Below are 19,948 nucleotides of genomic sequence, written 5' to 3'. Positions count from 1 at the left end.
AAGATACGTTTATGAAAAACATGAATATAAAAAAAGTTTTTGCTGATCAGAATTCTGTGATTGACCTTTCCTCTTTGGGAGATGCCAAAGGAGCTAAGGTTTCTTTGGCTGGGCCGGACATGAATATTACCACGTCGCATGGTTCAGTCATCATTGTCAACGGAGCTCTTTACTCAAGCATTAAAGGCAACAATCTTATCATTAAGTTTAAAGATAAGAGTATCCCTGGTTCCAAAGTTATCGGGAGTGTGGATTTAAAAGATATTCAGCTTGAGCGAATTGATAGTTCTTTAGTTGATGCAGGTCTGGTGGAGAAGAAAGGTAACGGTAAAAATAGAAATGCCAGGAAAGATGAAGAACTACAAAAGCAATTAGATGATGCTGAGGGCGCAAAAAAAGAGGCCGATAAAGCAAAGGAAGAAGCAGAAAAGGCTAAAGAAGCAGCAGAAAAAGCGATCAGTGAAGCTTTCGAAATCCAAAATTCTTCAAAACAAATAGAAGAAATGCTGCAGAATTTTTTGTCAGATAATGTAGCAAAAGACAATTTGGCTCAACAAGATAATGCCATACAGCAAAACACTTTAAGCAAAGCAGCTCAAAATATTAAGCAGGATGAATCCGAAAAAATAACACCTCAACCTCTTAATAAAAATACAGGCAGTGGAAGAAGTAATAGTAGTAAGAATTATGATAATCAATTTGAAGCTGAACCTGTTAAAGAGAAACTAAAAATATCCTTTAAGCTTGCAGCAGAAAGCAATAGTGGAAGCAAAGATGATAGTATAACTAATTTTACTAAACCACAGTTTATTGGTAGCACATCACCAAATGCAACAGTGGTTATTAAAATAAACGGAATTTCTGTCGGTCAGGTTGTTGCCGATAAGTTAGGTAATTTTACCTTTACTGCTCCTGAGAAATTGGCCGATGGAACATACAATCTGGAAGCGGAAGCCACAACTAGTAACGCAATGGGTAGCACTAAGCTTGCCATTACTATAGACTCCGTTATTGATAAACCAAGTTTTGAACTTTCGCCAGAAAGCAGTATTCCTGGTCATCAAGGCTTAACCGCTACGTTGACACCATCAATTATTGGTACCGCAGAAGAAAATGCAAAGGTTAATATTTACGTTAACGATAAACTTATTACTAGCGTAGATGTTGATAAAAATGGTAAGTGGAGTTATGGATTTAAAGGTAAAGAATTAATTGAAGGAGATAATAATATTAAGGTTGTTGCAGTAGATAAGGCTGGCAACCAAAGTGAAATTTCAAATGTAATTACAATAGATACCATTCCTCCGGAAAAGCCGACAATTGAGCTGGATATTAATAGTGATTCTGGTGTTAAAGATGACAATATAACTAACAGTACATTACCTACATTTATAGGTGTGGCTGAGCCTGGGGCAACGGTTTCCATCTATATTGGAATTAAGCACCTGGGGGATGTTGTTGCTGCTAAAGATGGTTCGTGGAGTTATACGCTTACTGAGCCCCTGAAAGATGGCGAATACCATTTAACAGCGACAGCTACAGATATCGCCGGACATACCTCTGAAACATCAGATCTTACATTTACCATTGATACTCGTATCAGTTATTTTAGTGCAGAGCTTGATCCTGCCGATGATAGTGGTATCGTTGGCGATAATGTCACTAATAATAGCCGCCCTATTTTTATCGGGAAAAGTGAACCAAATACCACGATAAATGTTAAAAACTCTGAAACTGGTGAATTAGTTGTTCTTAAAGCCAATGCTGAAGGTGAGTGGCAATTTGCTTTTACTTCGGATTCCGCTGAAGGGGTTAACAACCTGGTTTTCACTGTTGAGGATGTGGCGGGTAACCAGAAAGATTTTTATTTTAGTTATGTTATTGATACAGTAGCGCCGACAGCCCCGACAGTTTCCCTGGATGATTTTGTAACATTACCAAACGGCATTATTTTATCAGGGGATGATACACCTGCATTGGTCGGTACGGCAGAGCCTAAATCTACAATATCAATTCTGCGAGAAGGTAAATTTTATGCCAGCATTGACGTCGACTCAAATGGCTCATGGAGTTATCAATTTAATGAAAAACTCCCGCAAGGGGTATATGACATTGAGATTGTTTCTCAGGACATAGCTGGTAATAAATCCTCGGCAATTAAATACTCTTTTACTATCCAGACTGAAGTTGTAATCCCAAAAGCCGAACTTGACGCGGTTGATGACTCTGGCGAGAAAGGGGACTGGATTACCAATAAGCATAACGCTCTGACTTTACTCGGGACTGCTGGTAAATTTGCTACCGTAAATATTATTATTGATGGCAAAGCTATTGGAGTGACAACAGCAGATGAACACGGGAACTGGACTTTTGATATTTCCCGTAATTTGTCTGACGATGTTTATACAGTGACGGTTGAGGCAGTAGACCCATTAGGTAATACTGCATCGGCTGATTATCAACTTACCATTGATAGTTTTACACCAATCCCTACTGTTATGTTGCATGATAGTGCTGACTCTGGGGTTAAAGGAGACCTGATTACAAGAGTTAATACGCCTTTATTTACCGGAAGTGCAGAGCCTAATGCTAAAGTCTCAATCTATGTTGATGGTATCTTAAGCGGTGAGGCCATTGCTGGCGATGATGGTGTATGGAACTTCCAATTTTCAAATATATTGCCTGATGGCATGCATGAAGTGATGGTAAAAGCGGAAGATATTGCTGGCAATAAAGCATCATCATCAATTTATAACTTCCAAATCCTTACGCATACACAAAAGCCAACCATTGAGTTAGTCGATGACACAGGGTTGGATAATACAGATCATATCATTAATGAAAAACGACCTGCCCTGACAGGGACTGCTGCACCTTATTCAATCGTAAAATTATATATAGATAATGCTTTGGTGGCTGAAGTCAGGACGAATAAAGACGGTGTATGGGATTATACTCTGAAACCAGATCAAAGTCTGGCTGATGGTGATCATAAAATAACCGCCACAGTAGAGGATATTGCTGGAAATATTGCACATTCTGACGCCTTTTTATTTAGTGTGGATACTACCATATCTATACCGGTAGTTTCACTAAGCCCTGATTCTGAGTCCGGAATTTTAGATGATAATTTAACGAATATAACTAAACCAACTCTTATTCTTAGAAATATTGATTCAGATGTTAGAAATGTTCAGGTATGGGATGCTATCTCTAATACACAGATAGGTATTGCTACCCAACAATCTAATGGAACATGGACATATACTTTTACTTCAGATCTGATTGATGGCCTGCATCAGGTATATGTTAAAGCTGAAGATATCGCTGGCAATAAAGTTACTGGTCCTACATTTGATTTTACTATAGATACGACACTTTCCATTCCGGTTATTTCTTTGATTGCAAAAGATGATACTGGCGTGGCGGATGATAATATTACCAATATTAATAAGCCTGACTTTATTATTAGTGGTATTGATTCTGATGCACACCGGGTAGTTGTACAGGTGACACATAATGGCGTGAATGAACAGATTGTACTGACTCAAGATGGCGGTAACTGGGTATTTACACCTGCCAGCACGTGGGATGATGGCAGCTATACACTGCAAGTGACGGTGGAAGATGAGGCGGGAAATATTCGCCAGTCCACACCATTAACAGTGAAAGTGGATACGCAAATCGCGATTAATAGCATCGAACTGATCAATGACACTGGTATTGCTGACGACAATATAACTAACGATATGCGTCCACACTTCCGTGTTGAAGTGCCAAATGACGTAAATATGGTACGTCTGAGTATTGACGGGGGCAAGACATGGGGGAGTGCGACGAAAAATACGGCAGGCATTTGGGATTACAGTTGGCCGACGAATGTAACTGAAGGGTCACATATCCTGACGGTAGAAGCGACCGATATTGCTGGTAATAAGTTAACGCAGACACTCGACTTTACTATCGACACTTTGTTGACTGTGCCGACCATCGCTCTGGATAGCGCCGATGATAGTGGTGTTACCGGGGATAATATTACTAACAGCAAAACGCCGGGCTTTACCCTCAGCAATATTGACGGCGATGTGATTCGGGTGGCGCTACAAATCACGCATAATGGCAAGAACGAGGTAGTGGCGCTGACGCAGAGTGGTGGTAATTGGGTATTTACGCCAGACCACGACTGGGCAGATGGCAGCTATACGCTACAAGTGACGGTGGAAGATGAGGCGGGAAATATCCGTCAGTCCACACCGTTAACAGTGAAAGTGGATACGCAAATTGCGATCGACAATATCGAATTGATTAATGACACCGGTATGGTCGGCGACAATCTGACTAACGACATTCATCCGCAGTTCCGTGTGACGGTACCAGATGATGTGGATAGGGTACGCCTGAGTATCGACGGCGGTAAAACGTGGGTTAACGCCACACCAGGCTTAATAAAAGGGAGTTGGGATTATACATGGCTGGGGAAAGTTCCCGAAGGTAAACACACGCTGATCGTAGAAGCCACCGATATTGCAGGAAACACGGCGACACGGACGCTGGATTTTACTGTTGACACCACACTGTCAGTACCAACCATCACGCTGGATACCGCGAATGACAGCGGTGTGGCTGGCGATAATATCACCAACGAAAAAACGCCTGGTTTTACCCTCGGCAATATTGATGCCGATGCGAGCCGGGTGGTGGTACAGGTCACGCACAATGGCAAGAGTGAAGAGGTGGAGCTGACCCAGACCAGCGGCAACTGGGTATTCACACCAACCAGCGCGTGGGCTGATGGCAATTACACCCTGACGGTAAAAGTGACCGACGAGGCGGGGAATACTCGCCAGTCAGCACCGTTGTCGGTGAAAGTGGATACACAGGTCACGATTGACGGCATTGTGCTGGTCAATGACAGCGGTATCACCAGCGATAATATAACCAATGAGGTACATCCTCATTTCCGTGTGACGGTGCCGGAAGATGTCAACGTTGTACGCCTGAGCATCGATGGCGGCACGACATGGATTAACGCCACACCGTCTTCTACCGGTATCTGGGATTACACCTGGCCGGACGCGGTACCTGAGGGGAAACATACCCTTGTCGTGGAAGCTATCGACATAGCTGGGAACAAGGCGACACAGGCGCTCGGTTTTACCATTGACACCACCCTGTCGGTACCGACCATCACGCTGGATACCGCGAATGACAGTGGTGTGGCTGGCGACAATATCACCAACGAAAAAACACCTGGTTTTACTATCAACGGCATTGATGCGGATGCGATCCGGGTGGCAGTACAGGTTACGCATAATGGCACGAACCAGGAGGTGGAACTGACCCAGATCGGGGGGCAGTGGCACTTTACGCCGGCCAGTAACTGGGTGGATGGCAATTACACGCTGACGGTGAAAGTTGAGGACAGAGCCGGGAACGTCAGCCAGTCCGCGCCACTGGCAGTGACCATCGACACGCAGACGGAGATTAACAACATTGTACTGGTCAATGATACCGGTATGCCGGATGACAATCTGACCAACGCTCTGCGTCCGGAGTTCCGGGTGACGGTGCCGGAAGATGTGAATGCGGTACGCCTGAGTATTGACGGCGGCAAGACGTGGGTGGATGCGAAGAAAACGTCGGCAGGTGTCTGGGATTATAGCTGGACAACAGACATCACTGAGGGCGTACACACGCTGACGGTGGAAGCGACCGATATCGCAGGGAACACGGCGACGCGGACGCTGGACTTTACCGTTGACACCACCCTGTCGGTACCGACCATCACGCTGGATACCGCGAATGACAGTGGTGTGGCTGGCGACAATATCACCAACGAAAAAACGCCTGGTTTTACTATCAACGGCATTGATACGGATGCGAGCCGGGTGGTGGTGACGGTTACGCATGATGGCAAAAGTGAAGATGTGGCGCTGACCAAAAACGGAGGAGGATGGACGTTCACGCCGGACAGTGCGTGGACGGATGGCCGCTACACGCTGACGGTGACGGTGGAAGACGACGCGGGGAATATCCGCCACTCAGCGCCACTGGCGGTAACCGTGGACACACGGACCGGCATTAATAGTATTGAACTGGTGAATGACTCCGGTGTTGCTGGCGACAATCTGACTAATGAAATGCGCCCGCACTTCCGGGTGGAGGTGCCGGAAGATGTGAACGCGGTACGCCTGAGCATTGACGGCGGCAAGACGTGGATGCATGCGTCGAAGAGCGCGGCAGGTGTCTGGGACTACAGTTGGTTGACTGATGTGCCGGAAGGGACATACACGCTGACGGTGGAAGCGACCGATATCGCAGGGAACACGGCGACGCGGACGCTGGACTTTACCGTTGACACCACCCTGTTGGTCCCGACCATCACGCTGGACAACGCGGATGATACCGGTGAACGGGGTGATAACCTGACCAACCGTCCCCAGCCGAATTTTATCCTGCAACATATTGATGCCGACGTCGCTAGCGTTGTGGTAAGCGTGACGCATGATGGTACGACAAGTGTATTTGATGCGAGTCAGGAAGCTGGGGGGTGGCGTTTTACGCCGGATCGCGACTGGACGGACGGCAGTTACACTCTGAGTGTGACGGTGACGGATAAAGCCGGGAACGTAAGTCAGTCCACCCCTCTGACGGTAACAGTGGATACACATATCTCAATTGGTAAGGTTGAGCTGATTAATGACAGCGGCGTCGTTGGCGATAATATGACCAATGACATCCACCCGCAGTTCCGTGTAACGGTGCCGGAAGATGTGAATTCGGTACGCCTGAGCATCGACGGTGGCGCGACATGGGTTAAGGCAACGCAGGGCGCGGCAGGGATCTGGGATTATACCTGGCCAGATGACGTGAAGGATGGGAAATACACCCTGCAGGTGGAGGCGACCGACAAGGCAGGCAACACCATCACGCGGATGCTGGAATTTACCATTGATACCACGCTGACAACGCCGACCATTGCACTGGACCATAAGGATGACAGTGGTATTACTGGCGATAATCTCACCAACGCGAAAAAGCCAGGCTTTATTCTCGGTAATATTGATGTCGATGCGAGCCGGGTGGTGGTGCAAGTAACGCATGATGGCAAGAGTGAAGAGGTAGCGCTGACCAAAAGCGGGGGGCAGTGGAGCTTTACGCCGACAGCGCCGTGGGGTGACGGCAGCTACACGCTGACGGTGACGGTGGAAGATAAAGCCGGGAACGTCAGCCATTCCGCCCCGCTGACGGTGGACACGCAGACAGCCATTAACAGTATTGAGCTGGTTAACGACACCGGCATTCCGGACGACAACCTGACCAATGCGGTGCGCCCGCACTTCCGGGTGACGGTGCCGGATGATGTGAACACGGTACGCCTGAGTATCGACGGCGGCAAGACGTGGGTGGATGCGAAGAGAACTTCCGCCGGCGTCTGGGACTACAGCTGGCTGACGGATGTGACCGAAGGGGCGCACACGCTGACGGTGGAGGCCACCGATGTGGCGGGCAACACGGTAAAAGAGACGATGAGCTTCACCGTCGACACCACGCTGTCAGTACCGCTCATTGCGCTAGACAGCGCGGATGACAGCGGCGTCAGGGGGGATGAACTGACCCGGGTGAACAGGCCGACGTTCTTACTGGACAACATTGATAACGATGCGCGTCATGTCACGGTGGAAGTTCAGCATGGCAGCACCAGGGAGGTGCTGAAGGCGACGCAGGGTGCGAACGGACGCTGGAGTTTCACCCCGGCGGGCGACTGGGCGGACGGTCAGTACACGCTGACGGTAAAAGTGGAAGACGAGGCGGGGAACATTCGCCAGTCTGCGCCGCTGACGGTAACGGTGGACACGCAGACGGCCATTGATGGCATCGAGCTGGTGAACGACCACGGAATTTCCGGCGATAACCTGACCAACGCCCTGCGCCCGGAGTTCCGGGTGACGACACCGGGGGATGTGAATACGGTTCGTCTGAGTCTGGACGGCGATACGAACTGGGTGAACGCGACGAAGAATGCCGCCGGGGTCTGGGAATACAACTGGCCGGGCGACGTGGGCGAGGGTAAACACACGCTGACGGTGGAGGCGACGGATGCGGCGGGCAACACGGCGACGCGGACGCTGGAGTTTACCATTGACACCACCCTGTCGGTGCCGGTCATCACGCTGGACAGTGCGGATGACAGCGGCAACAGGGGAGATAACGTCACCAGCGTCAGGTCGCCGGGCTTTACCATCGAAAATATCGATCCTGATGCGAACCGGGTGACGGTACAGATCGCGCATGACGGCAGCAGCCGGGAGGTGGAGCTGACCCAGACCGGTGGCCGGTGGCACTTTACGCCGGACAGCGCGTGGACGGACGGGAGCTACACGCTGACGGTGAAAGTGGAGGACAATGCGGGAAATATCCGTTATTCCACGCCGCTGGACGTGAAGGTGGACACACATACGTCAATTAATCGTATTGAGCTGGTCAATGACAACGGCGTCCCGGATGACAACCTGACCAACGAGATGCGCCCGCAGTTCCGGGTGACGGTGCCGGAGGATGTGAACAGGGTGCGGGTGAGCCTAGACGGGGGTAAGACGTGGATGGATGCGACGAAGGCATCGGCAGGCGTCTGGAGTTATGCCTGGTCGTCTGATGTGACCGAAGGCGCGCACGTGCTGACGGTGGAGGCGACCGATATTGCGGGCAATACGGCGACGCGGACGCTGGGCTTCACCATCGACACCACGCTGTCAACGCCAACCATTGAATTAGCGCCAGATCAGGATACCGGGCAAAGTAAGAATGATAATCTGACCAGTTTAACTCAGCCGGTTTTTGTTTTGGGTCATATCGATAATGATGTCCAAAGAGTTGAATTACAGATTGAGCATAACGGTACATTTAAAAACATTATTTTAACCGAATCGGCTGATGGATGGCGTTATCGACCTGACGCGGCATTAAACGATGGTAGTTATAAATTGACCGTGACGGTAACTGATACGGCGGGTAACAAAACGACATCCGCTCCTTTAACGGTAACGATAGATAGTACGTTGAGTACCCCGGTAATTGCGTTGGCTAATGGCGAAGACAGCGGCGTGGTTGGCGATCAGCTTACTAACCACGATCATCCGGTATTTGACTTGAGCCATATTGATTCTGATGCCTTGCACGTTATGGTCAGGGTTACTCATAACGGTAGCTCTCATGAGGAAGCGGCGGTATTTAACAATGGTAAATGGAGTTTCAGTCCTTCTGTGAGTTGGGCGGATGGCTTATATCAATTAGCTGTTGTTGTAGAAGATCGGGCGGGGAATGTAAAAGAATCTGCGCAATTAGATGTCCGTATTGATACTACGACCACTATCAACAATATCGTGTTGCTTAATGACACTGGCGTTCTCGGTGATCAATTAACGAATAACGCTAAACCATCATTCAGAGTTGAGGTTCCTGCGGATGTTGCCCAGATGCGCGCTACTCTTGATGGCGGCACAACCTGGATTCCGATACGGCGAAATGCGGATGGACAGTGGATTTTTGCAAGCACAAATAATCTGACTGATGGGCAACATACGCTTCGTATCGAGGCTACAGATACAGCAGGTAACGTTGCGAGCAAAGATTTAGTCTTTAATATCGATACTCACTTACAGATTCCGACAATTGCTTTGGGGGCCGGACAGGATACTGGAGCGAATACTTCCGACCATATTACGAATATTTCACGGCCCACTTTTGTTATTGGCAATGTTGATGCCGATGTTATTAAGGTAATGGTAACTATTGGTACCAATACTTATAACGCTACTAAAGTGGGGGGGACATGGGAGTTCAGACCGGATAATGCGATTCCTGATGGTTCTTATAATGTGAGCGTTACTATTGAGGATAAAGCAGGGAATATAGCGACATCTCAACCGTTATCTATAATGGTAGATACGAGAGCCGAAATTAATAGCGTAACGCTATTAACAGATAGCGGTGATAGCTCTTCAGATAATATAACCAACGTAAACAAGCCGCAGTTTGAAATTGTGGCTGCCAATGATACTGTACAGGTACGCGTTAAAATCGATAATACGGGTAATTGGATTGATTTAGCGCAGAGTGTTGAAGGACACTGGGAATTTAATGTAGGAACTGCATTACCTGATGGTCAACATTCACTATTAGTGGAAGTTGTCGATGTTGCCGGTAACGTTGCACAACAAACGCTTAATTTTACGGTTGATACCACGCTGCGTGAGCCAAATATTGTGCTTGACCCTACGCAGGATACTGGCGATGACAGTAATGACAATATTACTAATATTAATAAGCCGACATTTATTATTGGCAATGTGGATAATGATGTGTCACATATCGTTATTCATCTTGATGGTCGGGATTATATCATCGAAAATAATGGCGCTAAATTAACATTTACACCAGATAAGCCGCTGACAGATGGTCATCATACGCTTACTGTTACAGTGACAGATATTGCGGGTAATACAAAAACATCAGCTGAACTGCAGGTTGAAATAGATACCCAGGTACAAATTGACAGGGTTTCATTAACAACCGATAGTGGTGTTAATGATAGCGATAGAATCACTAATGTTGCTCGTCCATCGTTTAATATTGTAACACCTGATGATGTGACCAAAGTATTGGTTTCTTTCGACGGTGTTAACTGGAGCCCGGCAAGTAAGAATGCAGCCGGACAGTGGGACTTTACGGCGGGTAGCGCTCTATTAGAAGGTCATTATGTACTCCATGTGCAGGCAACGGATCGGGCAGGAAATACGGCTAATTCCAGTCTTGCATTTACGGTGGATACACATGTTGATGGCCTTAACATTACCATGCTGGATGATACAGGGAATGACGCGGCAGACCGTATAACCAATATTACATCGCCGCGTTTTGAAATCTCAGCCAGAGAATCGCTACAGGTTGTAGCGGTGACGTTAAATGGGAACGTCACGACTCTCAACAAAGGGATGGGTAATAAGTGGATATACACTCCCGAAATACCATTACTTGATGGACATTATAAACTAGAGGTCACTGCTGAAGATATTGCTGGCAATACTATTAACCAGGAGATATCGTTCACTATAGATACGACTGTACCTGTGCCTGATGTCGATTTGTTGGATGCCGATGACTCCGGTGAAAGCGCTGTAGATAATATTACCAATGTCACTAAACCACGTTTCATTATTAGTGATATTCCTACCGATATTGACACTGTTACGATAAAAATTAACGGTGTCTCTTATCCTATTACTCTGGATGGCAGTAACACCGGGACATTCCAGGTTCCTGTGGCGCTAAAAGATGGTGTCTACGAAGCGGTTGTCGTCTTCAGAGATCTTGCAGGTAATATATCCGAGACGAAACTACCATTTACCATTGATACGGCAACAAGTGTTAGTGTTCGAATGGATCCCACATCAGATACGGGAAGTTCTAATAGTGATAATCTCACTAACAGAAAAAGTCCTAAATTCGGCGGTACTGCGGAACCGGATGCAAAGCTTGTTATTACCATTATCGATGATACATCAGGTCATGAGGTGCTGAAAAAACTGGTCACGGTTGGTGTTGATGGTAACTGGAGTATGACGCCAGATGCCCTGGCAGATGGTATCTACACAATTAAAGTTGTCTCAACAGACGTTGCAGGAAATACGGCGGAGGCGCAAGATAGATTTACTATCGATACGGTAACGCCCGATCCAACAATTCAGCTTACGGATTCATCAATTGATGATATGCATGAAGCTACCAGCCTGCGACCTGAGTTCAAGGGTATCGCAGAAGCATTTTCAACTATTATGATCCAGTGGGATGGCAAAGTTATCGGCTCAGCCAATGCGAATTCGAATGGCGAATGGAGTTGGACTCCCCCATCAATATTAACACCAGGTTCTTATGTCATTAGTATCGTTGCCAAAGATAAAGCGGGTAATGAATCGTCACAAGTCGACTTTCCAGTCGTAATACCTGTTATTGATGTAACCCCTCCTACGATTAAGCTAAGTGATGATAGTGATAGCGGGGCATTGGGGGATTTTATTACTAACGATAAAACGCCGACTCTTATTGGGAGCACATTACCCAATACTATTGTCAGCATTTATATCGACGGTAAGAAAGTTGGCGAGGCAACATCGGATACCGCAGGTCGATATGCCTTCCAGATGCAGGAACAGCCTGACGGGACGTACGTTGTGGAAGTTGGTATATTAAATCCACGCGTCAATGAAGAAATTCGCTCAGCAGCCGTTAGCCTCGTTATTGATACTCAGGTCGCTGACCTTGAATGGCATATATCTGGGATACATGAAGACAAATATATTAATACTGTAACGCCGGAGATTAGTGGCACAAGCGAACCAAACAGTAAAATTACGGTTTTTGTTAATGGGGTTGAAAAGGCTGCTGCTTATACTACTGCAGGCGGGCATTGGGGCGTTATATTACCTACTTTAGGGAATGATGGTAATTACGTATTAACGTTCAAAGTTGAAGACATTGCAGGAAATGTTAAAGAGTTTGGTCCTCAAGAAATAACGTTAGATACGGTAATTGCTCCGTTGACAGTTACACTGCGAGAAGTTGATGATTCGGGTAAACTGGGAGACTGGATCACCAATAAATCACATGTAAATATAGATGGTACTGCGGAGGCAGGAAGTACCTTAACTATTAAAACTCAGGGAGGAGTCGTTGTTACTACTTTTGAAGTAGGAAGTGATGGGCATTGGAGTGCAGAGTTAGATCTGAGTAACGGTAATAATATCTTTGTTGTTGAGTCAGTAGATAAAGCGGGCAATAGTCAACAAAAAGAACTTTTAGTAGAATATGACACTCAGATCGAAATCAGTGCTATTTCTTTAAGCCGAGATAGTAATAGTGGTGATAAATATGATCTCATTACCAACGATAAATCGCCAGAGCTAGTCGCAATGACCGAACCTGGAGCAACAGTACAGGTTTATATTAATGATGTATTGCAAGCTACGGTAGAAGCTAATTCTGCAGGTAATGTTAGTTATACCATGCCAGCGAATAGCGCCGATGGTAACTATCATGTGCAATTTGTTGCTACCGATATAGCCGGCAACCGAACTGAATCTGCTGTTGCGACAGTGACGATCGATTCTGAAATTGCTGTGTTTACTATTGATGAAGGTTCATTACCGACTATATCAAATAGTCGGGCATTGTCAGTCACTGGGCAAGGTGAGGCAGGCGCTCAGGTAAGCATCTTTGTCGATAATAAGCTGGTCAATGTGGTCATGGTTGAGGCTGATGGTTCCTGGCGTGCTCCGATATTGCTGCAAGATGATGGTACGTTTAAGATTCATTTCAGCATTACTGACATTGCTGGCAACACCCAGGCGAGTAAAAATTTCAGTGTCGATGTCGATTCATCAACCGAATTTCCAACAATAACCCTTGAAGATTCGAGTAACTCAGGTTTGGTTGACGATCTGATTACTAATCATAATACGCCATCCTTTGTTGGTACTGCGGAAGCGGGTGCTACAATCCATTTTTATGTTGATGAAAAAATTGTGGCAAATATCCTCGTTCAAGATGATGGAAGATGGTCATATCAATTTGATAATTCTCTGAAAGATGGTGAATACTCCATTCGTGTTGTTGCGGAAGATACCGCTGGTAACAGGGCGGAATCACCTCGCTTAATTGTTACGATAGATACCAGTACATACATTGAACCTCCTACGCTGACAGCAGGATCTGATAATGGTATGTATATTAACGACGGCGTAACAAGTCAAACCAGACCTCAGTTTAGTATCAACGGTGAGTTTAACCAGAGTGTCCAAATTTACATTGATGGCAAGCTAGTCGATACGGTCACTGTGACAGACAGAAACCAGGTTTATCAACCTGTGGCTCCATTGGGTGACGGTTCTCATAGTATTTATTATGTCATTACCGATAAGGCAGGTAACACTGCAACATCTAAAACACTAGATTTTTCAATAGATACATCGAATAAAACTCCAGTGGTGATAGAGGCCATTGATGGACATACACTAGCGGAGATGACCGGCAGTGATGGTAAAATATATATAACAGATACTACTCATAATATAATTTTTCGCGGAAGTGCGGAGCCTGATAGTTTAATGGATTTAACTATCAATGGGCTAAACGTAGGCCAGGTTTGGGTTAGTCAGACAGGAGAGTGGCAGATGCCAGTCAACTCTGTTTATCTCTCTCAAGGTCTTCTGGAGATAAAAATAAAATCTACAGACCGTGGCGGTAATGTAAACGAGAAAAGTTATTCTATCTGGGTGGATACGATGATTGAGGACATTACCAGTGAACTTGATGACAATAAATCATCGTCGCAAAATGACTGGTGGAGTAATAATACCCTTATCACTATGAGAGGTCTGGGGGAGGCTGGCGCGACAGTATCACTAGTGCTGGCAGGTGTCACATTGGCAACGACAGTCGTTGCGGCTAATGGCCAATGGGCATTATCGACCGATCAGCTTCCGGAAGGAAAATACGATATCACTTTGAGTATTGAGGACAACGCTGGAAACAGGAAGGAAGAGATCCGTGAAATATTCATCGATCGCGCTGCACCGGTAGCACCTGCTATAACATATTCGGACATTGTCGATGATCTCGTCATTATGAAAGGGACGGGCGAAGCAAAATCAAAATTAACGATAACTGATAGCGAGGGTAATATATATACATTAACCGTTCCTGATAACGGGAACTGGAGTATGGCTATTCCCTATCCATCAGAAGGGAAATTTACTATATCGAGTACAGATCGAATTGGTAACACCAGTGATGTTGTCTCAGTCGATTTAATAAAAGAGATACCCACTATTTCGTTAGCGGTAGATTCGAACAGTGGATCTAAAGATGACAATATTACGCATGATAAACAACCTACCTTTATTATCGGAAATTTAGAAAGTGATATCGTTAACGTTCAAATAGATATTAACGGGATGGCATATAATGCTGAAAAAAGAGCGGATGGCGTCTGGTTCTTTACGCCAGATACCGCTTTAGCTGATGGCACCTATACGATATCGGTAACTGCGAATGACGCGGCGGGTAATCAGAAAAACTCGTTACCGATTACTGTCACGATCGACACTACGCTGAAGGTGCCGGAGATCGCGCTGGCGGCAGGCGAGGACACCGGCGCGTCAGGCAGCGATAACGTGACAAATCACACCCAGCCGAAGTTCACTCTGCAGCATATTGACGCGGATGTGACCGGAGTGACCGTCAGCGTGGCGCATAACGGAACCACCGACACCTATCCGGCCACGAAGGGGGATGATGGCTGGAGCTTCAGTCCGTCAGCAGCCTGGAGTGATGGTAGCTACACGCTGAGTGTGACGGTGGTGGACGGTGCGGGGAACACGCAGCAGTCATCATCGCTGACGGTGACGGTTGATTCTACTATAACAGCGACAGCGCCTGTTGAGGCTGGTGATGTTAGTGAGTTCGCCATGGCAACCGATGTAGCTCAACCGGAATCTGAAAGGGTCAGCATTGAAAGTGAAAAAAATCATAGCCCAGCTATGTTTTCAATGATGTCTGCGGTTGGAGAAGTGGCTGCGCAGGAGGATGCCTATAACATCGTATTATTAAATACCGAGTCTGGTGATGTAACTGAACGTTCTATTAGTCAGACACCATCTTTTGCAATATCAGTACCTGATAATATTGTGAATGTTAGTGTTATGTTCGAAGGAGAAGAGATTGATTTGCCGATTAATAATCAGAAGGCAATATTTGAGGTGCCAGTACCTTTGAATGATGGTGAGTATACTATAGATGTGAAATTCATCGATAAAGATGCTGATTATCTGATTAAGGAAAAAACATTCTCAGTTGATCATTCTTCGGCAGATATAGTTAATTCCATGAGTGAAAGAGGCAACACCGAGGATGAAGTTAACGTCTCAGCCCCAGAAAGTGCTGTAACACACCATAATAATGGTGCTGTTGAGATATTCACTATTAGTGAAGTAAGTCTCCCTGTAGATAATCAAGAAGAACACGCATAACATAATGAGGCCCCTCACCGTCAGGTGAGGGGAATGATCTATTTATGGATACAAAGCTAGAACCATATTATTTAAGTGCAGAAAATGCATTGTCTATAGTGTCAAAAAAATTCAATATAAAAATAGACATTAAAGAGGAAGATATAAATATTCGATTTAAAAAATATGATAGAAATAATACCGATGACTCAATACAAATGAAGAATTTTTTCTTGTCATTAGGACTTTCTTTACAGGATATATTATTTAGTAGTGGCGAAGATCTATTAAATGAACCTATGCCCATTTTACTACTGACCCCTGAAATGAAATGGATGGTATGTATCAGCGGTGGGCAAAAAATTAAATTAGTAAATGCCCGAGGGGAACTGTGTTATGTAGAGATACCTGATGAGTATCTAAAAAAGCTATCGGCGTTTAGTATACTTCCCTTAAATAAAGTTGTTGATAGTATAAGAGTGAATAATATTATTAAAAACTCTTTATCAATGAACAAGGTTTTTTATACAAAATACTTTTTTTCATCTTTGTTTATGGCAATTTTTGCGCTGACAATTCCAGTTTTTAGTAATTTGTTTTATGACAAGCTTATTCCAAGTGCTTCTGTTTCGTCTTTATTTGGTGTCGCTATTATTGTAGCTGTATTTATCGTTTTTGAGTTTATTCTACGTACGTCAAAAGATATTTACCAATCTATAACGGCCAGACAAGATGACGTCGATATTGATATCTCGTTTCTCGAGGCGGTGCTTTATGGTAAAAAGAAAAACGGTAAATCAATGTCATCAGCATTTGTTCTGTGGAATGAGTTTCAGAAGGTTAAACCTATTTTATTGAATTCTGTTTTTCAACGTATAGCCGATATCCCAATTTTTTTGATATTTATCGCTGTTATTTATGTGAATTTAGGATGGGTAGTGGTTGTTCCCATTATTGTTTTTATAATCTCTATTATTTTGTCCATTGTTAACCATCATTATACCAATGAGTTGATGAATAAACAAAAAGAAGGCCAAAAGAACAGAAATGTTTTCATATCGGAAGTATTTTTATCAATTAAAATGATCCATACATTAAACAATCAGGGCTTACTATTTGATTGGGTTAATACATCAAACGAACAGTCATATCTTAATCTTAAGATAAGAAAGCTAAATCTTATCTATCAATCAATATTAGGAAGTATGTCATCTATTACTCAAATAACAATAATGATAATAGCTTTTTTTATGGTAATTAAAGGTGATATTACCACTGGTGCAATTGTATCTTCAGTTATCGTTTCTGGACGTATCTCGGGGATCACCTCCAACTTTTCATCTACATTAATCTCTATATTGTCAGCAGAAAAAACGGGTAAGGACTTGCTTTCTTTCTTTGATGAAGATCAGGAAGAAAAGACACCAGCGTTGCAGTCAATTTCAAAGTGTGAGGGTGAGATTTCTATTCGTGGTGTTAGCTACCAATATGATGCGCAATCTTCAGTTATTATTAACCGTTTATCTATAGACATTCCTTCCGGACAACGAGTTGCAATTATAGGTGATTGTGGCGCAGGGAAAAGTTCATTATTGGGGCTGTTATCTGGCTACCTTTCACCTACAGATGGTGCCATTTTGTACGATGGGTATAATCTAGGACATCTCTCCCAGAACTTTTTCTCACAACACTTAAGTGTCGTTACAACCCATGATGTTTTGTTTACTGGGACTGTTGAAAGTAATTTTGCATTAAAACCACAAAATGACAGAGGCCGGGTATTAAAAGCTCTTCATATAGCGAATTGTGGTTTTATTTTACAGCATCCTATGGGGTTAAAATTTCCTGTGAACTTTATGGCGAAAAACCTTTCGTCTGGCCAGCAACAGCAATTATTGTTAGCACGTAGTTTAAGTAGTGATGCTAGTGTGTTCTTGTGGGATGAGCCAACATCAAATTTGGATGAGAATACAGAAAAACAAATTTTTGATAACCTGGATGAGTTTATTCAAGGGAAAACACTCATTATGATTACTCATCGACGTTATCTTATAAAATACTTTGATAGAGTATTGGTGATGAAAGGGGGGAAAGTTATTCGGGATTGTACTCCTGAAAAACTAATGGGTTAAATAAATATTCCATTGTTGGCTATAGAACAATTGTTTTTATAAAACAGGCCATATCAATTCTATTGATATGGCCTGTTTTGAATAATTCGATTGTTATTATCCAGTTATAACAAGTCGAGATAATGATCCGAATTAGCCAGCGTTAGGTAAAAAAGCTAGCATGATGTAACGTTCCAAAAAGATATTTGATATATCAGGCTCAATACAATATCAGCGTATGATTAAGTTTATAGATATAGCCACTCGTTCAAGGATAATTTTCAGTACTACCTTCTGTCGGATGACCATCATTCTTCCTGATCTCCGAAGGAAAAATCTTGAAGTGCTTTTTAAATACGCTGGTAAAGTAAGAAGATGATGTATAGCCAAGGGAAATAGCTATAGCATTTATTGGACGATTAGTACGTCTTAACTGACGTAATGCTTCAATCATTTTTATTTTTGTTATGTAAGAACTAACAGAACCGGTATCCTTATACATTTTTTTCTTAAAAGTAGATACACTCATGTTCATTTGCATTGCCAGGTCTTTACTTTTCCAATTTTTGCTATAATCGCTCATTATTAAGCTGGCTACTTTCTCCGAAGTTGTTAAGGAAGAGTAAGATAAAATCATATCTTCTAATGCCGCATTTTTTTGCTTGATTAAAGATAATATTAGCATGTACTTTGCTTCATCGACATGATCATATAATATTTCACCAGTTGCTGTGACGGGGAAACTTTCTATTAATGCATTAATTAATGTGTAATCCTTAGTTTGCTCATGTGAAAAGTTGATTATGATATAATCATTGGATGCCCAAGCCCTTGGTTCATTTTGATCTTTATAAATATAGTGTCGATTATACTCTATTATTGCTTGTTGAGGTATTTTTAACGACACAATATCATTGCGAACAAGTCCATTTTCCATTTTTCCCCAATTTAACAATACAGAGAAAGGAACAGACTTTTTTATAAAAATTGCCTGTCCTTTATTGATTTTTAATATGTCACCACTGAAAGACATATAAAAAGGTCTATCCTTAGTGTATAAGAAAAAACAAAAAGGCAACGATATTTCAAGGTTTGTCATCTTATTGTCAAAAATACCTGTTGAAACTTGTTTTACAAAATGCTCATTTTGTTTAGACATCTTATTCTCTTCTTACATTCATTTAGCGGAGTGTCAACAATAAATATTGTGGATGATATAGGAAATAATGAAGAATTATATAAATTATAAATCTCAGTGCTTTTATTGTGATGGTGTACGTTTTTAATAAGTGTGCTAATTATATTATTTTATCATTTACTGAATTTAATATTGACACAATCTGATTTTGCAGGTTAGATTATTTTAAAATATTACACATTAAAATAACAAATTGCATTTTACACCGCTTATTTTTAACGTGAAAAGAGAGAGAAAGACATAAAAATATAAAATATAGACATCTAAAAATCTGCAAAAATATTATTTTGAGGTGCTATTCAATACCACTAGTGGCATCATCGACTATATTTTTAGGTGAGCGAATATAACTTTCCATCTATGACATATCTTTCATTGTAAGTCCATGAAATTTACAATTATATTATTTACATGCAGGTGTGTATCGAGTGGGAGTATAATTGTATAAGTGAGAATTAATTACCGTTCAGCCTAATATATTAAGTCGTCAGATATCCTTTGAAATATGAGAAATAGCTGGGGTGTGCAAACCAGATAACCTATGGAAAATTTAGTGGGTAACAAGCAGCATAAAC

The 19,948-nt window shown here is 43.6% G+C and carries 3 protein-coding genes; 2 read left to right on the top strand and 1 reads right to left on the bottom strand.

Going from position 1 to position 19,948, the window contains the following annotated elements:
* The first annotated feature begins 11 nt into the window (after nt 1–11).
* Both ACE15A_RS02770 and ACE15A_RS02765 read left to right on the top strand, forming a co-directional pair.
* A complete protein-coding gene (locus tag ACE15A_RS02770) occupies nt 12–16,085 on the top strand; it encodes an Ig-like domain-containing protein (RefSeq protein ID WP_129382350.1) in 16,074 nt (5,357 codons plus the stop codon).
* Between the two features lie 44 nt (nt 16,086–16,129).
* Nucleotides 16,130–18,196 carry a peptidase domain-containing ABC transporter gene (locus tag ACE15A_RS02765; RefSeq protein ID WP_023249480.1) on the top strand — a complete coding sequence of 689 codons (2,067 nt, stop codon included), beginning with the start codon at nt 16,130–16,132 and terminating at the stop codon, nt 18,194–18,196.
* Nucleotides 18,197–18,443: 247 nt separating this feature from the next.
* Here ACE15A_RS02765 and ACE15A_RS02760 read toward each other — a convergent pair whose 3' ends face one another.
* Nucleotides 18,444–19,334 (bottom strand): helix-turn-helix transcriptional regulator, encoded by an 891-nt coding sequence (locus tag ACE15A_RS02760; protein WP_023249481.1) that lies wholly within the window; start codon nt 19,332–19,334, stop codon nt 18,444–18,446.
* Nucleotides 19,335–19,948 lie beyond the last annotated feature (614 nt).

The organism is Salmonella sp. HY31 (assembly GCF_042604575.1).
GTDB classification, from domain to species: domain Bacteria; phylum Pseudomonadota; class Gammaproteobacteria; order Enterobacterales; family Enterobacteriaceae; genus Salmonella; species Salmonella diarizonae.
Note: the sequence above shows the minus strand (reverse complement) of the source record. Positions and strands in the feature narration are given on the sequence as shown.

Excerpts from the sequence above, each read along its gene's own strand:
- ACE15A_RS02770 (WP_129382350.1), top strand. The coding sequence starts at position 12 with ATGAAAAACATGAATATAAAAAAAGTTTTTGCTGATCAGAATTCTGTG.
- ACE15A_RS02765 (WP_023249480.1), top strand. The coding sequence starts at position 16,130 with ATGGATACAAAGCTAGAACCATATTATTTAAGTGCAGAAAATGCATTG.
- ACE15A_RS02760 (WP_023249481.1), bottom strand. The coding sequence starts at position 19,334 with ATGTCTAAACAAAATGAGCATTTTGTAAAACAAGTTTCAACAGGTATT.